The organism is Micromonospora sp. LOL_015 (assembly GCF_048060275.1).
Classification (GTDB): Bacteria; Actinomycetota; Actinomycetes; order Mycobacteriales; family Micromonosporaceae; genus Micromonospora_E.
In genome coordinates, this window is the sequence record NZ_JBHMIO010000025.1 from 64,367 (window position 1) to 81,619 (window position 17,253).

At 72.1% G+C, this 17,253-nt stretch carries 16 protein-coding genes; 15 read left to right on the forward strand and 1 reads right to left on the reverse strand.

Features of this window, described 5'->3' with window-relative positions; translation table 11 throughout:
* Positions 1 to 116 precede the first annotated feature (116 nt).
* On the reverse strand, positions 117 to 380 hold the full coding sequence (locus tag ACFHWU_RS19775) for a winged helix-turn-helix domain-containing protein (RefSeq protein ID WP_416552714.1): 264 nt from the start codon (positions 378 to 380) through the stop codon (positions 117 to 119).
* 239 nt (positions 381 to 619) lie between these two features.
* Between ACFHWU_RS19775 and ACFHWU_RS19780 the strand changes: the two genes are divergently transcribed.
* The 15 genes from ACFHWU_RS19780 (at position 620) to ACFHWU_RS19850 (ending at position 17,097) form a co-directional block, all read left to right on the forward strand.
* Complete coding sequence (locus ACFHWU_RS19780) at positions 620 to 952, forward strand: hypothetical protein (protein ID WP_416591238.1); 333 nt, start codon at positions 620 to 622, stop codon at positions 950 to 952.
* Positions 949 to 1,668, forward strand: coding sequence for a hypothetical protein (locus tag ACFHWU_RS19785; protein WP_416591239.1), 720 nt, complete (start codon positions 949 to 951; stop codon positions 1,666 to 1,668). Before ACFHWU_RS19780 ends, ACFHWU_RS19785 begins: the two co-directional genes overlap by 4 nt.
* A 14-nt stretch (positions 1,669 to 1,682) precedes the next feature.
* Positions 1,683 to 2,132: a hypothetical protein gene (locus ACFHWU_RS19790; protein WP_416591240.1), complete on the forward strand. Its 450-nt coding sequence runs from the start codon at positions 1,683 to 1,685 to the stop codon at positions 2,130 to 2,132.
* 79 nt (positions 2,133 to 2,211) lie between these two features.
* Complete coding sequence (locus ACFHWU_RS19795) at positions 2,212 to 3,054, forward strand: maleylpyruvate isomerase family mycothiol-dependent enzyme (protein ID WP_416591241.1); 843 nt, start codon at positions 2,212 to 2,214, stop codon at positions 3,052 to 3,054.
* A 195-nt stretch (positions 3,055 to 3,249) separates the two neighbouring features.
* Entirely contained in the window at positions 3,250 to 5,514 is a 2,265-nt protein-coding gene (locus tag ACFHWU_RS19800) for an acyltransferase family protein (protein ID WP_416591242.1), read from the forward strand.
* On the forward strand, positions 5,514 to 7,082 hold the full coding sequence (locus tag ACFHWU_RS19805; RefSeq protein ID WP_416591243.1) for a hypothetical protein: 1,569 nt from the start codon (positions 5,514 to 5,516) through the stop codon (positions 7,080 to 7,082). The genes ACFHWU_RS19800 and ACFHWU_RS19805 overlap by 1 nt, the downstream gene beginning before the upstream one ends.
* Positions 7,070 to 7,798 carry a sugar phosphate nucleotidyltransferase gene (locus ACFHWU_RS19810; RefSeq protein WP_416591250.1) on the forward strand — a complete coding sequence of 243 codons (729 nt, stop codon included), beginning with the start codon at positions 7,070 to 7,072 and terminating at the stop codon, positions 7,796 to 7,798. Before ACFHWU_RS19805 ends, ACFHWU_RS19810 begins: the two co-directional genes overlap by 13 nt.
* A 47-nt stretch (positions 7,799 to 7,845) precedes the next feature.
* On the forward strand, positions 7,846 to 9,147 hold the full coding sequence (locus ACFHWU_RS19815; protein WP_416591244.1) for a nucleotide sugar dehydrogenase: 1,302 nt from the start codon (positions 7,846 to 7,848) through the stop codon (positions 9,145 to 9,147).
* Positions 9,147 to 10,187, forward strand: coding sequence for an NAD-dependent epimerase/dehydratase family protein (locus ACFHWU_RS19820; RefSeq protein WP_416591245.1), 1,041 nt, complete (start codon positions 9,147 to 9,149; stop codon positions 10,185 to 10,187). Before ACFHWU_RS19815 ends, ACFHWU_RS19820 begins: the two co-directional genes overlap by 1 nt.
* On the forward strand, positions 10,178 to 11,011 hold the full coding sequence (locus ACFHWU_RS19825) for an FkbM family methyltransferase (protein WP_416591246.1): 834 nt from the start codon (positions 10,178 to 10,180) through the stop codon (positions 11,009 to 11,011). The genes ACFHWU_RS19820 and ACFHWU_RS19825 overlap by 10 nt, the downstream gene beginning before the upstream one ends.
* Entirely contained in the window at positions 11,011 to 12,030 is a 1,020-nt protein-coding gene (locus ACFHWU_RS19830) for a sulfotransferase (RefSeq protein WP_416591247.1), read from the forward strand. The genes ACFHWU_RS19825 and ACFHWU_RS19830 overlap by 1 nt, the downstream gene beginning before the upstream one ends.
* A gap of 46 nt (positions 12,031 to 12,076) precedes the next feature.
* Positions 12,077 to 13,339: a glycosyltransferase gene (locus ACFHWU_RS19835; protein ID WP_416567907.1), complete on the forward strand. Its 1,263-nt coding sequence runs from the start codon at positions 12,077 to 12,079 to the stop codon at positions 13,337 to 13,339.
* Positions 13,336 to 14,568 carry a glycosyltransferase gene (locus tag ACFHWU_RS19840; RefSeq protein ID WP_416552738.1) on the forward strand — a complete coding sequence of 411 codons (1,233 nt, stop codon included), beginning with the start codon at positions 13,336 to 13,338 and terminating at the stop codon, positions 14,566 to 14,568. The genes ACFHWU_RS19835 and ACFHWU_RS19840 overlap by 4 nt, the downstream gene beginning before the upstream one ends.
* Positions 14,565 to 15,944, forward strand: a complete 1,380-nt coding sequence (locus tag ACFHWU_RS19845) for a lipopolysaccharide biosynthesis protein (RefSeq protein WP_416591248.1) — start codon at positions 14,565 to 14,567, stop codon at positions 15,942 to 15,944. The genes ACFHWU_RS19840 and ACFHWU_RS19845 overlap by 4 nt, the downstream gene beginning before the upstream one ends.
* Positions 15,945 to 15,963: 19 nt before the next feature.
* Complete coding sequence (locus tag ACFHWU_RS19850; RefSeq protein WP_416591249.1) at positions 15,964 to 17,097, forward strand: DegT/DnrJ/EryC1/StrS family aminotransferase; 1,134 nt, start codon at positions 15,964 to 15,966, stop codon at positions 17,095 to 17,097.
* Positions 17,098 to 17,253: the final 156 nt, after the last annotated feature.

The window sequence follows — 17,253 nt, forward strand, 5'->3', positions numbered from 1 at the left end:
GCATCCGTTCGCGAGTGGAGGGCTGAGGCACGTAATTCGGGCGTCTTAACGTGCCTCAGCCCTCCACTCGCGGAGGTCGCGGGGGATTCTGCCGGCGGCGGTCCAGCAGGGTCGGGCTACGAGCCGCCGGCGTCGTCGCGGTCGGCGACAAACACCCCAAGCCCGTGTACGCCCTGCACGATGCCCTGCATCTGCAACATGAGGATGGCTCGGCGGACTACTGTGGTGGAGACGTTGTGCTGCTCGCGTAGCTGCGCTGTCGACGGCAGTTGATCGCCGGGACTGAGCTCGCCGGACTCGATCTGCGAGCGGATGTGATCAACGAGCTGCTCCCACTTGGGCTTCACGGGCATTTTGGACTCCCAGGTCTGCCCCGCCATTGGATCACAGCCCAGCTATGTACGACAAGACACAGCTACTACAGCAAAGCTATGTGCGACCGGATGTACAAAGTTGGCTCGGTGTCTTGCTTGGTGCATCCAGGTGTGCAAAGCTCCCATTGACCGGTTCCCAGGTCTGCAAACCCGGAGCTGGTTCCCCGCAAGGAGCCTGGTCAGCCGGCCGCCCCGCCGGCTGACCAGGTGCGCCCTCTCCACGCCTGAACGGGAGGCACCGACCGGTGACATCCGACCCCCGACCCGCCCCGACACCGAACGCCACGGTCAACCAGAGACCAGCGAACTACTACGCCGCGTACGCCCGCGACCGGGTCGTCAACGCGCAACAGGCCGTCGACAGGCACACCACATCGGCGTACAACGGGTGTTGTCTTGGCTGCGGACGGCCCGGCCCCTGCGTCGAGCTGGCCGCCGCCGAAGCGACCCTGGCCCGCTACCACCGGCTGCCGTTCCGCCGGCCCGGTGCGACCCTGCTCGACCAGACCCTGCTCGACCCGGCCCGGACCACCGACAACGACCGGGCACGGTTCACCTGGTGGCGGAGGCCGGCATGACCGACACACAAGCTGAAGTCAGCGCGGCCGACGGGCAGGCGTTGCAGGTGGCCGCCGACATGATCGACGTGCTGCGGACCGTCGCCCTGGCGATGGAGACCGCCGTCACCCACGCCGACGAGCAACTGGCCGGCGTACGGCACCCGGACGCCGGGCTGACCACCGACCGTTACCAAAACGCGCTGCACGAGGTGTGGGACGCGTACGGCGAGGTCCTCGACGCCGTCAGCGCCGGGCGCCCGCAGCTGCCAGGTGGCCGACCGGTCGCGGTCGCACACATTCTGTACGGCCTGCAGACCGCTCGCCAGCACGCCGCGCACGCCGCCGCCCAGCTGCCCGACCTGCGGCACCGGCTGGCGTACGCCACGGACCGGCTGCACCGCAGCGAACACCCGCACGCCCAGGCCACCGCCGACCGGCTGGCCGTAGCGCTGAGCCGGCTGCGTGACGTCGAGATCAGTCTGAGCGTCGGCACCGGCGCGGTGGACCGCTACCTCGACGCCCTCGACGCCGGGGTCGATCCGCCGGCCGCGCGGACCGCCCGGCTGGCCGCGGTGCGGCCGATCGCCAACCCCAACGGGGACGCCCTTGCCATCGGCACCCGGATGGCGTCGACGGTGGTCGCCGCCAACCGTCGGCACCTGCGGTTCCGGATCCGCTGGCAGGTGTTCCGTCGGACATTGTGGAACAACGTGAAGCGGGAGATGCGCCTGTGACGACCCAAAAGCCGGTGACGACCCAAAAGCCGGTGCCGACCAACCAGCCGGTGGCGGCGCTCAGCTATCTGATGGCCGGGCAGGTACATGCCCATGATCGCTGGGTGCAGCGGTTCACCGAAGCCGACCGCCAGCACTATCTTGACCTGCTCAGCGCGTTGTTCGTGCTCTGCGCCGACCGGCGGTTCCGCCGCGACGACCACGGCGCGGTGATCCGGTTCGTGGCCAGCGTCCGGGAACGGTTCGACCCCGACCGCACCCTGGTCGATCCGGTCATCGCGGAGAACCTGTTGCTGGCCGCGCTCGGCAGTCACGAGACACTGCCGGCCACCGCCGAGAACATCACCGTGCAGACGCTGCTGACCGTCGCCCTGGTCAGCGACGAGCAGCCCAGCCCGGCCGGCTACGACGCGCTGCTGCGCGAGGTTGACGCCATGGTCACCCCCGCCTCTCCCGTCGGCTAGGCATCCACCTCGAACGCCGATCCCTGGTGGACAACTCCGGAATATGCTGATGCCTTTGCGACCGACCGGAGGGGACTCGATGATGACCGGGAACAGCCCGCCACCCACGCTGCTGCTGAGGACCGCCGATCAGTCCGTTCTGGATCCCGCGCGGCTGCTCGACGTCTTCGCCGCCCAACGGCGGCAGCTCTGCGACGACCTGCGGAGTCTGAGCCCTGAGCAGTGGTCCGCGCCGACCCGCTGTCCCGGCTGGTCGGTGCAGGACACCGTCCGGCACCTGGGCGACGTCACCGTTGCGATGGCTCCCGATGCGGGCGACCGGATGTTCGACGTGACAGCCGGGTTCGACCCCCGGACCACTCCCCGCCACTGGCTGGCGGCATCGACCGGCGAGTCGCCGGCCGACACCTTCGACCGGCTCGTCGCGACGACGGAGAAGTCGCTCGCCGTGGCCCGGGACCGGCTGGCCCGCGACGACCGGTTCGACGTCGTCCTGCCGTACGGACCGATGGACTGGACGGTGCAGGCGCTGCACGTGCTGTGGGACTCGTGGCTGCACGAACGCGACATCTTCCTGCCGCTCGGCGTCGACCGCCCGACCAGCCCCGAAGCGACCAGCTGCGCGACCGCGTACGGGCTGTTCATCGCGGCGGCGGTGGCGCAGAAATTCGGTGCCCAGGCACGTCAGCGTCTTGACCTCGGTGGCGACGGCGGCGGCGTCTTCGAGGTGGTCGCCGACGAATCGGTGACGCTGACCGCGACGCCTGCCGCGACTCGGGCGGAGTCGGCCGCCCCGCCGGCCGCCGAGGTCGCCGACGCGCTGGCCGGTCGCGGCTCGGCCACGGTGCTCGACGGCGTGCCCGACGAGTCGCGTACCGCACTGACCGTCCTCGCCACCTTCTTCACGACCCCGGCCGAGTAGGCCATGGTCCGACGTAGCACGGCATCGGCCGGGTGACGATCCGGCCGCAGGCTATCGACCGATCAGCGGACCTCGTTCACTTATGGGGTGGTTTCGCGCTCATAGTGAGGTAATTCGGCAAACGTCGCTCTAGCGGTGAAAAGCACTGATAGAACTGTCCGTACCCGTCGGGGTTCGGAGAGTGGGTGCGTAGCGATGACCAGTTCCGAGCTGGCCACGACGGACGTGCCGGCGGGTATGTCCGGCGCGTCCGGCACGGTAACCACCGCTCGGGACCGGGAAAAGCCGCCCGGGCCGGCTCAGGGTCCGGCCCGCCCGGTCGCGCTCGGTGGCCGTGGGCACGGCACGTTCCGGCGCGACATCGAAGGGCTGCGCGGGGTCGCCGTACTGCTCGTCGTGCTCTACCATGCGGGCGTCCCACTGTTCGGCGGCGGCTACGTCGGCGTTGACGTCTTCTACGTCATCTCCGGCTTCGTTGTCACCTCGGTGCTGCTGCGCCAGTACGCCACCGACGGCACCATCTCCATCCTCGGCTTCTACGCCCGGCGCGCCCGGCGGCTGCTGCCCGCTGCCGTCCTGGTGCTGGTCACCACCCTGGTCGCCGCCTGGTGGTGGCTGCCGCTGCAACTGCAGTGGATCGCCACCCAGGCGATCGCGAGCGCCGCGTACTGCGTGAACTTTCTGCTGGCCCGCAACAGCGTCGACTACCTGGACACGATGCGCCGGGAGTCGCCGCTGGAGCACTACTGGTCGTTGGCGGTGGAGGAGCAGTTCTACCTGTGCTGGCCGCTGCTGCTGCTCGTGCTGCTCGGCTGGCCCCGCCTGCTGCGCAGGCGGCGGGCCCGGTCGGCCCGGGTGCAGCCGGCTTTGGCGCGGCCGGCCCGGTCCTGGTGGCGTCCGGGTGATCTGCGGCCGGTGCTGGTCGTCGTGGCTGGCGTCGCTGCGCTCTCCTTCGCGCTCTGCGTCTGGCTGACCGCCACGTCGCCCGGGTACGCGTACTTCGGCTCCCCGGCGCGGGCCTGGCAGCTACTGGCCGGCGTGCTGATCGCCCTCGGGGCCGGTGCCGTGTCGCGACTGCCGGCCCGGCTCGCCGCCGGCCTGGCCTGGACCGGGCTGGCCGCCGTGCTGGCCGCCGCCCTGCTGTTCGACAGCACCACCCCGTTCCCGGGTTACCCGGCGCTGCTGCCGGTCGCCGGTGCGGCGCTGGTGATCGCCGCCGGCTGCGCGCCGCACACCGGTGGAGCTGCCGGGCTGCTCGCGCTGCGTCCACTGCAGTGGATCGGCCGGCTGTCGTACTCGTGGTACCTGTGGCACTGGCCGTTCCTGGTGATCGGCGCGGCCCTGCTCGGCGGGCACGGCACGATCGGGCAGAACCTGGGCCTGGTCGGCGGTGCGTTGGTCGCCGCCGCCGGCACGTACCTGCTCGTCGAGGCCCCGTTGCGGCGGCGTCGGCATGCGCTCCGGCCGTGGCGCACCGTCGGCCTGGCAGCCGTGGCGTCCGCCGTCGTCGTCGCGGTGGCGGTGCCGGCGCTGGCGATGAAACCGACGCTGGTGGGGCCGGGCCGCCCGGTCGACACCGCCGCCACCCTGGCCGCCTCGGCCGACGTCGAGCGTGACCTGGCCCGGCTGGTCGCCGCCAGCGCCGAGACCGGCCCGGTGCCGGCCAACCTGACCCCGCCGCTGCCCGAGGTGACCACCGACATCCCGGCCGTGTTCCACGACGGCTGCGTGGTGCTGCGGATCACCGACACCGGCACCGACCACCCGTGCGGGTACGGCGACCCGGCCGCGGCGCAGACCGTGGTGTTGTTCGGCGACTCGCACGCCGGCAGCTGGTTCCCGGCGGTGCGTCGGCTGGCCGACGAGCGCGGCTGGCGACTGGTCGTCATGGTCAAGGGGTTCTGCAGCGCCGCGTCGGTGCGGTTCCACCTGGACTCGGTCAACCGGCCGTACGACGAGTGCGTCCAGTGGCGGGAGCAGGCCCTGCGACGGATCGGCGAGCTGCGACCCGCGCTGGTGATCACCTCGTCGACCAACTACACCTTCGGTGACCCGATCGGCGTGTTCACCGATCGTGACCGGGTCTGGACCGACGGCTGGGCGCGGACCGTCGACACGATCAGGTCCACCGGCAGCGAGGTGGTGCTGATCGGTGACGTGCCGTGGCTGCCGGCGACCGTGGTCGACTGCCTGGCGCTGCACCTGGCCGACGCGCGGACCTGTCACGGTGCGGTGTCCGACGTGGTGCTGGAGCCCCGTCGACGGCAGATGATCGCCTCCGCCGCGCGGGACCGGGGCGCACTGGTCGTCGACCCGACCCCGTGGTTCTGCACGTCGACGGTCTGCCCGGCGCTGGTCGGCAACGTGGTCACCCTGCGCGACGGTAACCACATCTCGGCCACCTACTCGCGGTTGTTGTGGCGGGCGCTGGACGAGCGGATCGGGCTGGCGGGCGCCTAGTGGACACCCGGACCGGGCCGGACCCAAGTGACGACGCGCGTACGCCGGCGACGAGCTGGGTGCTGGCCGCCACCCTGATCCCGTCCGCCAGCGCGGTGCTGGCCTGCGTGGACCCGCGGCTGCGGCACTGGTTTCTGATCCCGGTCACGGTCTGCGGCGTACTGATCGGCGCCGACGCCTTCGAATGGTTGCGGCGGCGGCGCGACGTGTTCGACCCGCAGGCGATCCTCGGCCTGTTCGGCGTCCACTTCTACTACCTCGCGCCGGTGCTGCACGTGCTGCTGGACTACTGGCCGCCGCTTCTGCACCCGTCGGCGGCAGGATGGCGATCGGCGTTGGGCGCGCTCGCGCTCCTGAACATGGTCGGGTTGGCTTTCTACCGGGTGGTCCTGTCGTTGCCCGAGCGTAATTCGCGGCAGGCAGCGCCGGTCCGGCTCGACCCGGCGCGTTTCCAATCGGTCGCCCTGATGGCCATCGTCGTCGGTGTCCTGGCGTTCGGGGCCGAGGTGGTACTGCTCGGCGGGCCGGGTGGCTTCCTGACGGCGATGACGCAGGACCGCACCGCCCTGGCCGGGATGGGCTGGCTGCTGCTGCTGAGCGAGTCCTTCCCGTTGCTGCTGTTCTGCCTGGTCCTGGTGCGCTGGCGGCAGCTGCTGTGCCGCCGCGTCGACCTGGTGGTGGTGCTGCTGGTCGGCCTGGTCGCGGTCCAGTTCCTGGTGGGCGGCCTGCGGGGCAGCCGGTCGGCGGTGCTGTGGCCGCTGGTGCTCGGCCTGGTCCTGGTGCATCTGCTGGTGCGGCCGATCACCAGGAAGGCGTTCGTCGCCTCGGCGGTCGCCGTCGTCATGTTCGTGTACGCCTACGGGCTCTACAAGGGTGCCGGGGTGGAGGTCGTCGACATCGCCAAGGGCACCCGTACCGTCGAGGAGGTCTCCACGGAGACCGGCCGTGACCTGCCGACGGTGCTGCTGGCCGATCTGGGTCGGGCGGATGTCCAGGCGCTGCTGCTGGACCGGCAACGCCTCGTGGCCGCCGACTGGAGCTACGGGAGCACCTACGTCGCCGCACCGCTGTTGCTGGTGCCCGGCAGCGCGGGTGCCGAGCGGTTTCGGAGCAAGTCGGCAATCGGTACGGACGTGCTGTATGGACCCGGCGTGTACGAGTCCGGCGTCAACTCCCAACGAGTCTTCGGTGTCACCGGCGAGGCGATCCTCAACTTCGGGCCGGTTGGCGGCCTGCTGTCGTTCGTGTTCCTCGGGCTGTTTCTCCGGTTCGCCACCCGGTACTACGCGCGGGCGCGGCAGCGCGACGACCTCGCGGCGAAGCTGCTCTGCCTGCCGCTGTGCGCGATCACGGTCATCCTGGTCACCGCAGACCTGGACAACATCCTGGCGTTCTACGTCGGTCAGGCGCTGCCCCTGGCGCTCGTGGTGCTCTGCGCGATGGCGCGTGGACCTCGGACGGCCGTCGGTCATCATCAATACCGACAATCGGTGCCTAATGAGCTGGTAGCCTCAAATCAGTGCAAATATCCGAAGGAGTGCATCAGGTGGACGACATGCATGTCGTGATCATGGCGGGCGGCAAAGGGGTACGACTGCGGCCGTACACCACGGCGCTGCCCAAGCCGCTGGTGCCGATCGGCGAGCACTACGCGATCCTCGACGTGGTCCTGCACCAGCTGGCCGCCTGCGGATTCCGGACCGTGACCATCGCGATCAACCACCACGGCTCGCTGATCCGGGCGTTCGTCGGCGACGGCTCGCGGCACGGACTGTCCGTCGACTACGCCCAGGAGCGGACTCCGTTGTCCACCGTCGGACCACTGTTCACGATGCGCGACCGGCTGCCGGAGCGCTTCCTGGTGATGAATGGCGACATCCTGACCAACCTCGACTACGCCGACCTGCTACGCGCCCACACCGACTCGGGCGCCCCGGTGACCGTGGCGACTTTTCGGCGCAAGGTGCAAATTGACTTCGGAGTGCTGGCCGTTGAGGGCGACAAGGTCGTCGAGTTCAAGGAGAAGCCCACCTTGGACTACCGGGTCAGCATGGGCGTGTACGGGCTTACCAGGCAGACGATCGCGGCGTACCCGAGCGGCATCGCCTTCGGCTTCGACCAGCTGATGCTCGACCTGATCGGCCAGGGCAACCCGCCAGCCGCCTACGACTTCGACGGCTACTGGCTCGACATCGGTCGACCCGAGGACTACGACGAGGCGAACCGCAGCTTCGAGACGTTGAAACCGATCCTGCTGCCGGCCGCGCTGCGGGAGTCCGCATGAGCGTGGGCCCGGCCCGGACAGATCTCGATTCCGGACAAGGAGCGACAATGGCAAACCGGATCGGCATCGTGGGAATGGGGTATGTCGGGCTGACCCTGGCAGCCGGCCTGGCCCGCAACGGATGCGAGGTGCACGGCGTCGACAGCGAGCCGCGCGTCCGGGAGGAGCTGTCGGCCGGCCGGGTCCATCTGTACGAGCCGGGCCTGGCCGAGGCGCTACGGGACACCCTCGGCCGCAACCTGTTCGTTCACCCGGCGCTTCCGCCGGACCTCGACGCCGCCGTCATCTGCGTGTCGACTCCGGTCCGCGACGACACCCGGCAGCCGGACCTGACCAACGTCGCGGCCGCCGCAACCGAGATCGCCCGGCGCTGCGGATCGCAGACCCTGGTCGTGGTGCGCAGCACCGTGCCGGTCGGCACCAGCCGGCGGGTCGTCCTGCCGGCGTTGACCGCCGCCTGGGGCCGGGCCCGGCTGGTGATGGCACCGGAACGGACCATCCAGGGGCAGGCGCTGCGCGAGCTGACCGAACTGCCCCAGGTGGTCGGTGGTCTCGACGACGACAGCCGACGCGCCGGGGTGGCACTGTTCGGCCGGCTCGCCCGGCAGGTCGTCCCGGTCTCCAGCCTGGAAACCGCCGAGCTGGTGAAGCTGGCCAACAACTGCCACACCGACCTGATCTACGCGTACGGCAACGAGGTCGCCCTGCTCGCCGGGGCGCACGGGGTGGACCCGTTGGAGGTCATCCGGGCAGCCAACCACGACTACCCCCGACCCGACCTGGCCCGACCCGGCTTCGTCGGCGGAAGTTGCCTGTCCAAGGACCCGTATCTGTTCGGCGCCTCTGCACCGGCGCACACCCCACTGCTCGTCGCCGCGGCCCGGCGACGCAACGAGCAGCTGCCGGTACAGGTGGCGGAGACCGTCGTCCGGCGACTGCGACAACTGCGTGGCGCGACCGCTGGCGCGACCCTCGCCGTCCTCGGCTGGGCGTACAAGGGCTGGCCACCCACCGACGACATGCGCGGCGCGGCGGTCGTGGCGATGCTGCCGGCGTTCGGCCGGGCCGGGCTACGGGTGCTCGGCCACGACCCGCTGGTCGCCGACGAGGTCATCCGGGCCCACGGCGGCGAGCCGGTCAGCCTCGACAAGGCGTTCAGCGAGGCCGACGCGGTCCTGGTGCTCAACGACCACCCCGACTACCGGGGGCTGCCGGTGGGCACGCTGCTGCCCGGCACCGCGGTCCGGTTCATCTATGACTCGTGGCGGATCCTCGACGAGGAGTCGGTGCGGGCGGCCGGGGTGCACTACGAGAGCCTGGGCTACCGGTCCGCCAGGGAGCCGGTGTGATGCGCGCGCTGGTCCTCGGCGGTGCCGGGTTCATCGGCCTGCACCTGGTACGCCGGCTGGTCGCCGACGGCCACGCGGTCACCGTGGTCGACGACTTCTCCCGGGGCCGCGATGACGCCGAACTCGCTCAGGTCTGCGCCGACCCGGCGGTCGAGGTGGTCGCCGGTGACCTCACCCGGGCCGCGACCTGGGCGGCGCTGCCCCGGCAATGGGACCAGGTCTACCTGCTGGCCGCCGTGGTCGGGGTGCGCAACGTCGAGGCCGACCCGGCCCGGGTGGTCCGGATCAACACGCTCGTCGCGCTGCACCTGATGGACTGGATCGCCGCCGCCGACCGGGTCTTCTTCAGCTCCACCAGCGAGGTGTACGCCGGCGCGGTCGACGCCGCAGTGGCCGCCGTACCGACCGGTGAGGACGTCCCGGCGATGGTGGCCGACGTGACGGCACCCCGCTTCGCGTACGCCACCAGCAAGCTGCTGGGCGAGGCGGCCGTGCTGCACGGGTCCCGCGCGGTCGGCGCACACGCCGTGGTGGGTCGATTCCACAACGTGTACGGGCCCCGGATGGGCACCGACCACGTGGTACCGGAGATGTCGCTGCGGGCGCTACGCGGCGAGGACCCGTTCCGGGTGCCGGGCGCCGACCAGTACCGCGCCTTCTGCTACGTCGACGACGCCGTCGAGGCGGTGGTCCGGCTGATGGCCACCCCCGACGCCGCCGGCCGGATCGTGCACATCGGCGACGACACGGAGCAGACCAACATCGCCGACCTGGCGAAACTGGTGCTGCGTACCGCCGGCAGCCACGCCAGCCTGCGGCCCGAGCCGGCGCCCGCCGGCTCGGTGCACCGACGCTGCCCGGACCTGGGTCGGCTGCGCCGGCTCACCGGCTACCAGCCGGCGGTCGCGCTGGAAGAGGGTGTCGGGCGGACCTTCGCCTGGTACCGCGACCACGGCCGGCCGGCCGGCACCGAGGCCCCGACACCGCCAGGTGCAGGTGCGCCGGACCGGATCGAAGGGCAGGTGCCGTCGTGGCGGTGAGCCTGCGTCGCCGGATCCTCGACGTGGTCGACGACCGGGTCGATCCCCGGATCATCGCCGGGCTCGGCGGTATCGCGCTGTCACTGCGGTCCCGCTCGCCCTGCGTCGTGCGGTACGAGGAGGACACCTGGATTCACCGGTACCGGGGCGGGACGGTCGTCAACACCGAGCTGGGCGGGCTGTCCGCCGAGCGGGAGGACCTGGTCGTGCGGGACACCTTCCTGTACGGCTACCACCCGCGTTCCGGTGACACCGTCGTCGACATCGGCGCCGGCGTCGGCACCGAGGTCCGGTTGTTCTCCCGGGTCGTCGGTCAGCAGGGTCGGGTACTCAGCATCGAGGCGCACCCGCGTACCTTCCACTGCCTGCGCCGGACCGTGGAGCTGAACCGGCTGTCCAACGTGACGCTGCTGGAGTGCGCGGTGGTCGGCGAGGCCGGTCCGGTCCGCATCGGCGAGGACGCGCTCAGCCACATCCGCAACGGGATCAGCCAGGAGGGCACCGGCGGGATCGAGGTCACCGGCCGCCGGCTGGACGAGATCCTGCGGACCTGCGGCGTCGACCGGGTCGACCTGCTCAAGATGAACATCGAAGGCGCCGAGCTTGGCGTGCTGGAGGGGGCCCGCGACGTACTCGACGTGGTCGGCAACCTCGTCGTGTCCTGCCACGACTTCAAGGCAGAGGGCCCGGCCGACGCGTGGATGCGCACCTTCGCGCCGGTCAAGGCGCTGCTGCGCGACGCCGGGTACACGATCACCACCCGACCGGCCGACCCCCGGCCGTGGATCCCGTACTACGTGTACGCCTCCCGGGGCAGGCGCTGATGCGGCTGTTCTACATCGGCGGGATCGGCCGCAGCGGCAGCACCCTGGTCGAGCGGGTGCTCAACGAGCTGCCCGGGGTGTGCGGGCTGGGCGAGGTCGCGCAGGTCTGGGACAACGGGGTACGGGACAACCGACGCTGCGGGTGCGGTGCGGCGTTCCGGGACTGTCCGCTGTGGAGCAGGATCGGCGGGTACGCCTTCGGTGGCTGGGACGATGTCGACCTCGACCGGATCACCTGGCTGCGCGCCGTCGTCGGCCAGACCCGGCACGTCGGGCTGCTCGCCGCCCCACGGCTCGGTGAGCGGCGTCGGGCCCGGCTGATCGAGTACGTCGACTACCACGCACGCATCTACGCCGCCGCCGCGGCGGTGACCGGGGCCCGGGTCGTCGTCGACTCGTCCAAGGACACCGCGTTGGCGTACGGCCTGCGCTGGGCCGGTCCGGCCGATCTGCGGATCCTGCACCTGGTGCGGGATCCGAGGGGAGTGGCGTACTCCTGGATGCGCCGGGTGCACGACCCGGAGTCCGGCACCGACGTCGCGGTGCCCCGGTTCCCGGCGGCCCGGTGCGCGCTGACCTGGAGCGGGCACAACGCCGCGTACGACCTGCTGGGCCGGCTGGGCCGGCGGCGGCACGGCGCGGTCCCCGGCCGGCTGGTGCACCGGATGCGGTACGAGGAGTTCCTCGCCGACCCGCCGGGTACGGCCGGGACGCTGAGCCGGCTCGCCGGTCTGCCCCAGACCGGGCTGGATCTGTCCTATCTGTCCGGTGGAGAGGTGGAGCTGGGCGAACTACACAGCGTCTCCGGCAACCGGATGCGGTTCACCACCGGCCGTCTCGCATTGCGGATCGACGACGCCTGGCACACCGGACTGCCGGCCGCCGCCCGCCGGACCCTCACTGGGCTGTGCGCGCCGCTGCTGCGCCGGTACGGCTACCACCGTGCCCGGCCACCTGAGGCGTCAGCGTCCGAGACGGCGGCGATTGGGCCCGAGACGGATGATCGACTGAAAGTGTAGCTATCGCGCTGAACAGGGGATTTCCGACGGATGCCGGGGAGGGACGATGCGAGTGGTGGTGACCATCGAGGCGCGGTTCGCCCGCACCCCGGACGGCGCGATCTGGGCCCGGACCGGGCAGGACCACCAGTTCTGGAGCGGGTACCTGGCGGCGTTCGACGAGGTCCGGGTCGTCGCCCGGGTACGCGACGCGGCCGAGCCGGCCGCTGAGGCGAAACGGGTCGACGGACCCGGCGTCGAGGTCTGGCCGGTGCCGTACTACCTCGGGCCGTACCGCTACCTCGCCCAGCGGAAGGCGATTGGCCGGGCCGTGCGCGATGCCGCCGGCTCGCAGGACGCGGTGATCCTGCGGGCGCCGTCGCCGATCGGCACGCTGCTGGCCACCGCCCGGGACCGCCGTCGCCTGCCGTACGCGATGGAAGTGGTCGGTGATCCGTACGACCTGTTCGCCCCCGGGGTGGTGGACCACCCCCTGCGGCCCGTCCTGCGGCGGCTGTACGTCGACCGGTTGCGCCGGCAGTGCCGCCGCGCTGTCGGTGCCGCCTATGTCACCGACCGTTTCCTGCAGGACAGGTACCCGACCTCGGTGGGCGCGGTGAGCGTCGCGGTGTCCGATGTCAACCTCACTCCGGTCGCGTACGTCGACACCGCCCGGACCATCGGACGGACCGGGACCGTCGCACCGACCCGGCAGCCCGCCACCCTGATCTCCGTCGGCTCGCTCGAACAGCGGTACAAGGGCATCGACACCCTCATCGCCGCACTCGCCACCCTGACCGCCGACGGCCGGGCGGTCCGCCTGGTCCACGTCGGCGACGGACGGCACCGCGCCGAGCTGGCCGACCTTGCCCGCCGGTACGGCGTCGCCGACCGGGTCGTTCTGACCGGCGCGCTGCCCGGCGGGGACGCCGTCCGCCGGCAACTCGACGCCGCCGACCTGTTCGTCATGCCGTCGCGCACCGAAGGGCTGCCCCGGGCGCTGATCGAAGCGATGGCGCGGGCACTGCCCGCGATCGGTTCACCTGTCGGCGGCATTCCCGAGCTGCTGCCACCCGGGTTCCTGGTCCCGCCGGACGACCCGGGCCGGTGGGCCGGCGCCGTCGCGGCGCTACTGGACCGCCCGGAGCTGATGGCCGCCGCGTCCGCCCGCAACCTCACCCGGGCCCGGGACTTCTCGGCCGATGTGCTCACCGCCCGGCGGACCGCCTACTACCAGGCGGTCGCCGAGGCGACCGTCGAGCGCACCGGAGGTCGCACCGGAGGTCGCGCCGGAGGGCCCGGCCGAGCCACCCAGAGGAGCTACGTGTGACCCGCCCAACTGCCATCCCAACCGAAGCTCCACCACAGGCGGGATCGCACCGCCCGGCCGGCAGAGCCGTGCACGTCGTCCACGTCATCGGCACGCTGGACCGCGGCGGCGCGGAGACGCTCTCGCTCGACATGTGCCGGGCCGTCCCGGCCACCGAGGTGCGCCAGACGTTCATCACCATGGGCGGACGGGCCGGCAGCCTGGCACCACAGTTCCGGGCTGCCGGGGCGGCGGTCGTCCAGGTCCCGCAGCGTCCTGCCCTCACCTTCCCGCTGCGACTGCGTCGCTGCCTGCGCCGGCGGCGGCCCGACGTCGTCGTGTCGCACATCAGCCTGTTCAGCGCGGTGGTGCTGGCGGTAGCCGCCGGGATGGGCGTGCCGGTGCGCATCGCCCGCATGTGGAGCGAAGGGGACGGCCGCCGCGACACGGTCGCCCGCCGGCTGCTGCGCGCCGCCCTGCGCCGCCTGCTGCATGTGGTCGCCACCGACATCGTCGCGGTCAGCGACGCGGCGATGGCGTACGCCGGCCGTCACGTCGGCATGCCCGGCTGCCGAATCCTCTACAACAGCGTCGACGCGACCCGGGTCGTCGGCGGCGACCGGGAATCGGCCCGCCGCCGGTGGGGCATCCCACCCGAGGCCATGGTCATCGGCTACATCGGCCGGTCCGCGCCGGAGAAGAACCGGCCGTTCCTGGTTGACGTGCACCGTGCGGTCCAGGCCCGGACCGACGCCCCAGGCGGTACGGCGTCGCCAGCGGGCGCGGCAGGGCCGGCGGGTACGGCTCTGCCGGATACCCGGCTGCTCATCGTCGGGCCGTGCGGGGTCGACGACGTGGTGTCGGCCCACCCGGATGTGCCGGACGACCCGACGGTGATCCTCGGCGGAGAAGTGGACGAGATCGCCCCGGTGCTCGCCGCCGCCGACGTGTTCGTCCTGCCCTCCCACTGGGAGGGGTTGCCCGGCGTGGTGCTCGAAGCGCTCGCCGCCGGGCTACCCGTCGTAGCCACCGATCTGCCCTGCCTGCGCGAGGCGTCCCGGTACGTCGACGGCCTCACCCTCGTCGACCTTTCGGCCGGCGCGCACCGGTGGGCCGAGGCGGTGCTGCGCAGCGCCCGGACCGGCCCGGCCGACCGGGACCGGATCCGGGCGAGCTTCGCGACCTCACCGTTCCAGACCCGGCACGCCGCGGCACAGTGGCGGTCGCTGTGGCGGGCCGAGGCGCGGTGACCCGCGACCGGCGGTCCACCCTGGCTCTGCTGGCCGGCTCCAGCGCCGTCCAGATGAGCAGCAACATGGTGGCGGCGCTGCTGGCCGCCAGCGTGCTCGGCCCGCACGGTCGCGGTCTGATGGTGCTGGGCGTGTCCACCGCCGGCATCGTCCCGCTGCTCGCCGGCCTCGGCACCGGACCGCAACTGCGTTCGGCGTATCCGGTGGTGGGCGGCGGCGCCCGGCGACGCGACCTGGTCGCCAGCTACACCTGGTGGTCGGTGGCGGCCACGGTCAGCGCCGCCGTACTCGCCGTCGCGGTGTCGGCGCTGTCCGCGCCGCTGATCGCCCCGGCGCTCGCCGACCCCCGCTACCTGCTCGCCCTGTCGGTGCTGACCTGCGGGTACGTCGCCCACACCCAGTTACCCGACGGCTGGTACGCGGCCGGTCTGTTCCGGTCCGGCAGTCTCTGGGCGATGGCGACCACGCTCGGCGGCGGGCTCGGCCTGCTCGTCGCGGTCACCGTCGCACCGAGCGTCTGGTCGCTGCTGCTCGGGCAGGGGGCCGGCATGCTGACGGCGACCACCGCGCAGGTCGTCGCGCTGCGGGCCACCGGGCTGCTCTGCTTCCAGACCCCGACCCGACGCGAACTGTCCCGACTGCTCGGCCGGGGCTGCCGCGCACTCGGTCTCACCCTCGGGCTGGCCCTGGCGCTGCGGCTGGACCGCTACGTACTCGGCGCGCTCACCGGGGCGGCGGCGGTCGGTGTCTACTCGGTGGCGTCCACCCTCGGCCAGGTGCCGAGGATGGTGCCGAACGCGATCGGCCAGCTCGTCAACCGGGACGCGGCCGTCGCGTCCGGACCGTTGCGCCCGGTCCGCACGGTCGCGGCGACCGCCGGCGTGGTGACCGCTGTCGGCGCGGTGACCGGGCTGCTGGGCTGGCTGGTGGTCATCCCGCTGCTCGGCCCCGGGTTCGCCGCCGCCGGGCCGCTGCTGGTGGTGCTGCTGGTCGCCGAGGTCGCGTTCGTGCCGTACGCGGTGGCGAGCCGGGCGCTGCTCGGTGCCGGCCGGATGGGCGCGGTCGGTGCGTTCGGTTTGGCCTGGAGCGCGGCGGCGCTGGCGCTGTTCCTGTTGGCCGTCCAACTGTGGGGTACGGCGGGCGCGGCGGTCGCCTGCGTCGCCGTGTACGCCGGCATCTCGGCGTCGTCCTGGCTGCTGCTGACCCGCCGGGCCGCCCCCCGGTCTGCTCGCCGCCGACCAGGTGCGGACCGCCGCCGACCAGGTGCGGACCGTCGGCGGGGACCGGGCGGACCCCGCCACACGGACTCCGCCGACCCGCGTCCCGAGCCAGCCGGCGACGCCCGACCGCGACCGTCCCCGCTCAGCCGGGTGTGACCCACCGACCAGTGATGGAGTGATGTCGATGCTCCCCTACGGGCGTCCCTGTCTGGACGAGTCCGACGCCGAAGCGGTCGCCGCCGCCGTACGCACCGAGTGGCTGACCGCCGGCCCGACCGTACGCCGGTTCGAGGGCGAGCTGGGCGGCTACCTCGGCGGGGTGGGCTGCGTCAGCGTCAGCTCCGGCACCGCCGCGTTGCACACCGCGTACGGTGCCGTCGGCCTGCGCCCCGGCGACGAGGTGGTCACCACGCCGTTGACCTTCGTCGCGACGGCGGCGACCGCCGCGCTGCACGGTGCCCGGGTGGTCTTCGCTGACGTCGAGGAGGCGACCGGCAACCTGGATCCGGCCGCCGTACAGGCCGCGGTGACCTCGCGGACCCGGGTGGTCACCGCCGTCGACTACGCCGGCCATCCCGCCGAGTACGGGCAGCTGCGCAAGGTCGCCGCCGACGCGGGAGCGCTGCTGTTCGACGACGCGGCGCACGCGATCGGGTCGACGTACCGTGGGGCGCCGGTCGGCGGGCTCGCCGACCTGACGACCTTTTCGTTCTTCCCGACCAAGAACCTCACCACCGGCGAGGGCGGCGCGGTGACCGGCACCGACCCGGACCTGCTGGACCGGGTACGCCGGTTCGCCAACCACGGCATGGTCCGCGACCCGGACCGGCTGCGATACGGCGACGAGGGCGGCTGGCACCAGGAGGTGCACAGCTTCGGCCTCAACTACCGGCTCTCCGACGTCCTCTGCGGACTCGGGCTCAACCAGCTGACCCGGCTGTCCCGGTTCAAGGCCTACCGGGCCCGGCTGGCGGCCCGCTACCACGAACTGCTCGCCGATCTGCCGGGTCTGCGGCTGCCCGAGCAGCGGCCGTGGGTCGACCCGGTCTGGCATCTCTACCCGGTACGCGTTCTCGCTGGTCGCCGACGCGAGGTCTACGACCGGATGCGGGCGGCGGGCATCGGTGTCCAGGTCAACTACCTGCCGGTCTACCGGCATCCGGTGTTCGCCGACCTCGGTTACCGGCAGGGGCAATGCCCGACAGCGGAGGCGTACTACGCCGAGGAGCTGTCCCTGCCGATCCATCCCGACCTGACCGACGCCGACCAGGATTGCGTGGTTGACGCCCTGCGAACGATCTTGATGTGACCGGGACGATCCTCGGCTGGACATGGGTGGCCGGGCCATACGTCGAAGGGCCGGACCCCGGGGTACGGGGTCCGGCCCTTCGACGCTGTGTCTGCGGTCAGCTGTTCCAGTGCTGGGCGACCAGCTCGGCGGCCTGGGTCTCCCACTGGGCGTAGT

Coding starts and splice junctions, on each gene's coding strand:
- ACFHWU_RS19775 (WP_416552714.1), bottom strand. CDS start 380: ATGGCGGGGCAGACCTGGGAGTCCAAAATGCCCGTGAAGCCCAAGTGG.
- ACFHWU_RS19785 (WP_416591239.1), top strand. CDS start 949: ATGACCGACACACAAGCTGAAGTCAGCGCGGCCGACGGGCAGGCGTTG.
- ACFHWU_RS19795 (WP_416591241.1), top strand. CDS start 2,212: ATGATGACCGGGAACAGCCCGCCACCCACGCTGCTGCTGAGGACCGCC.
- ACFHWU_RS19800 (WP_416591242.1), top strand. CDS start 3,250: ATGACCAGTTCCGAGCTGGCCACGACGGACGTGCCGGCGGGTATGTCC.
- ACFHWU_RS19810 (WP_416591250.1), top strand. CDS start 7,070: ATGCATGTCGTGATCATGGCGGGCGGCAAAGGGGTACGACTGCGGCCG.
- ACFHWU_RS19815 (WP_416591244.1), top strand. CDS start 7,846: ATGGCAAACCGGATCGGCATCGTGGGAATGGGGTATGTCGGGCTGACC.
- ACFHWU_RS19820 (WP_416591245.1), top strand. CDS start 9,147: ATGCGCGCGCTGGTCCTCGGCGGTGCCGGGTTCATCGGCCTGCACCTG.
- ACFHWU_RS19830 (WP_416591247.1), top strand. CDS start 11,011: ATGCGGCTGTTCTACATCGGCGGGATCGGCCGCAGCGGCAGCACCCTG.
- ACFHWU_RS19835 (WP_416567907.1), top strand. CDS start 12,077: ATGCGAGTGGTGGTGACCATCGAGGCGCGGTTCGCCCGCACCCCGGAC.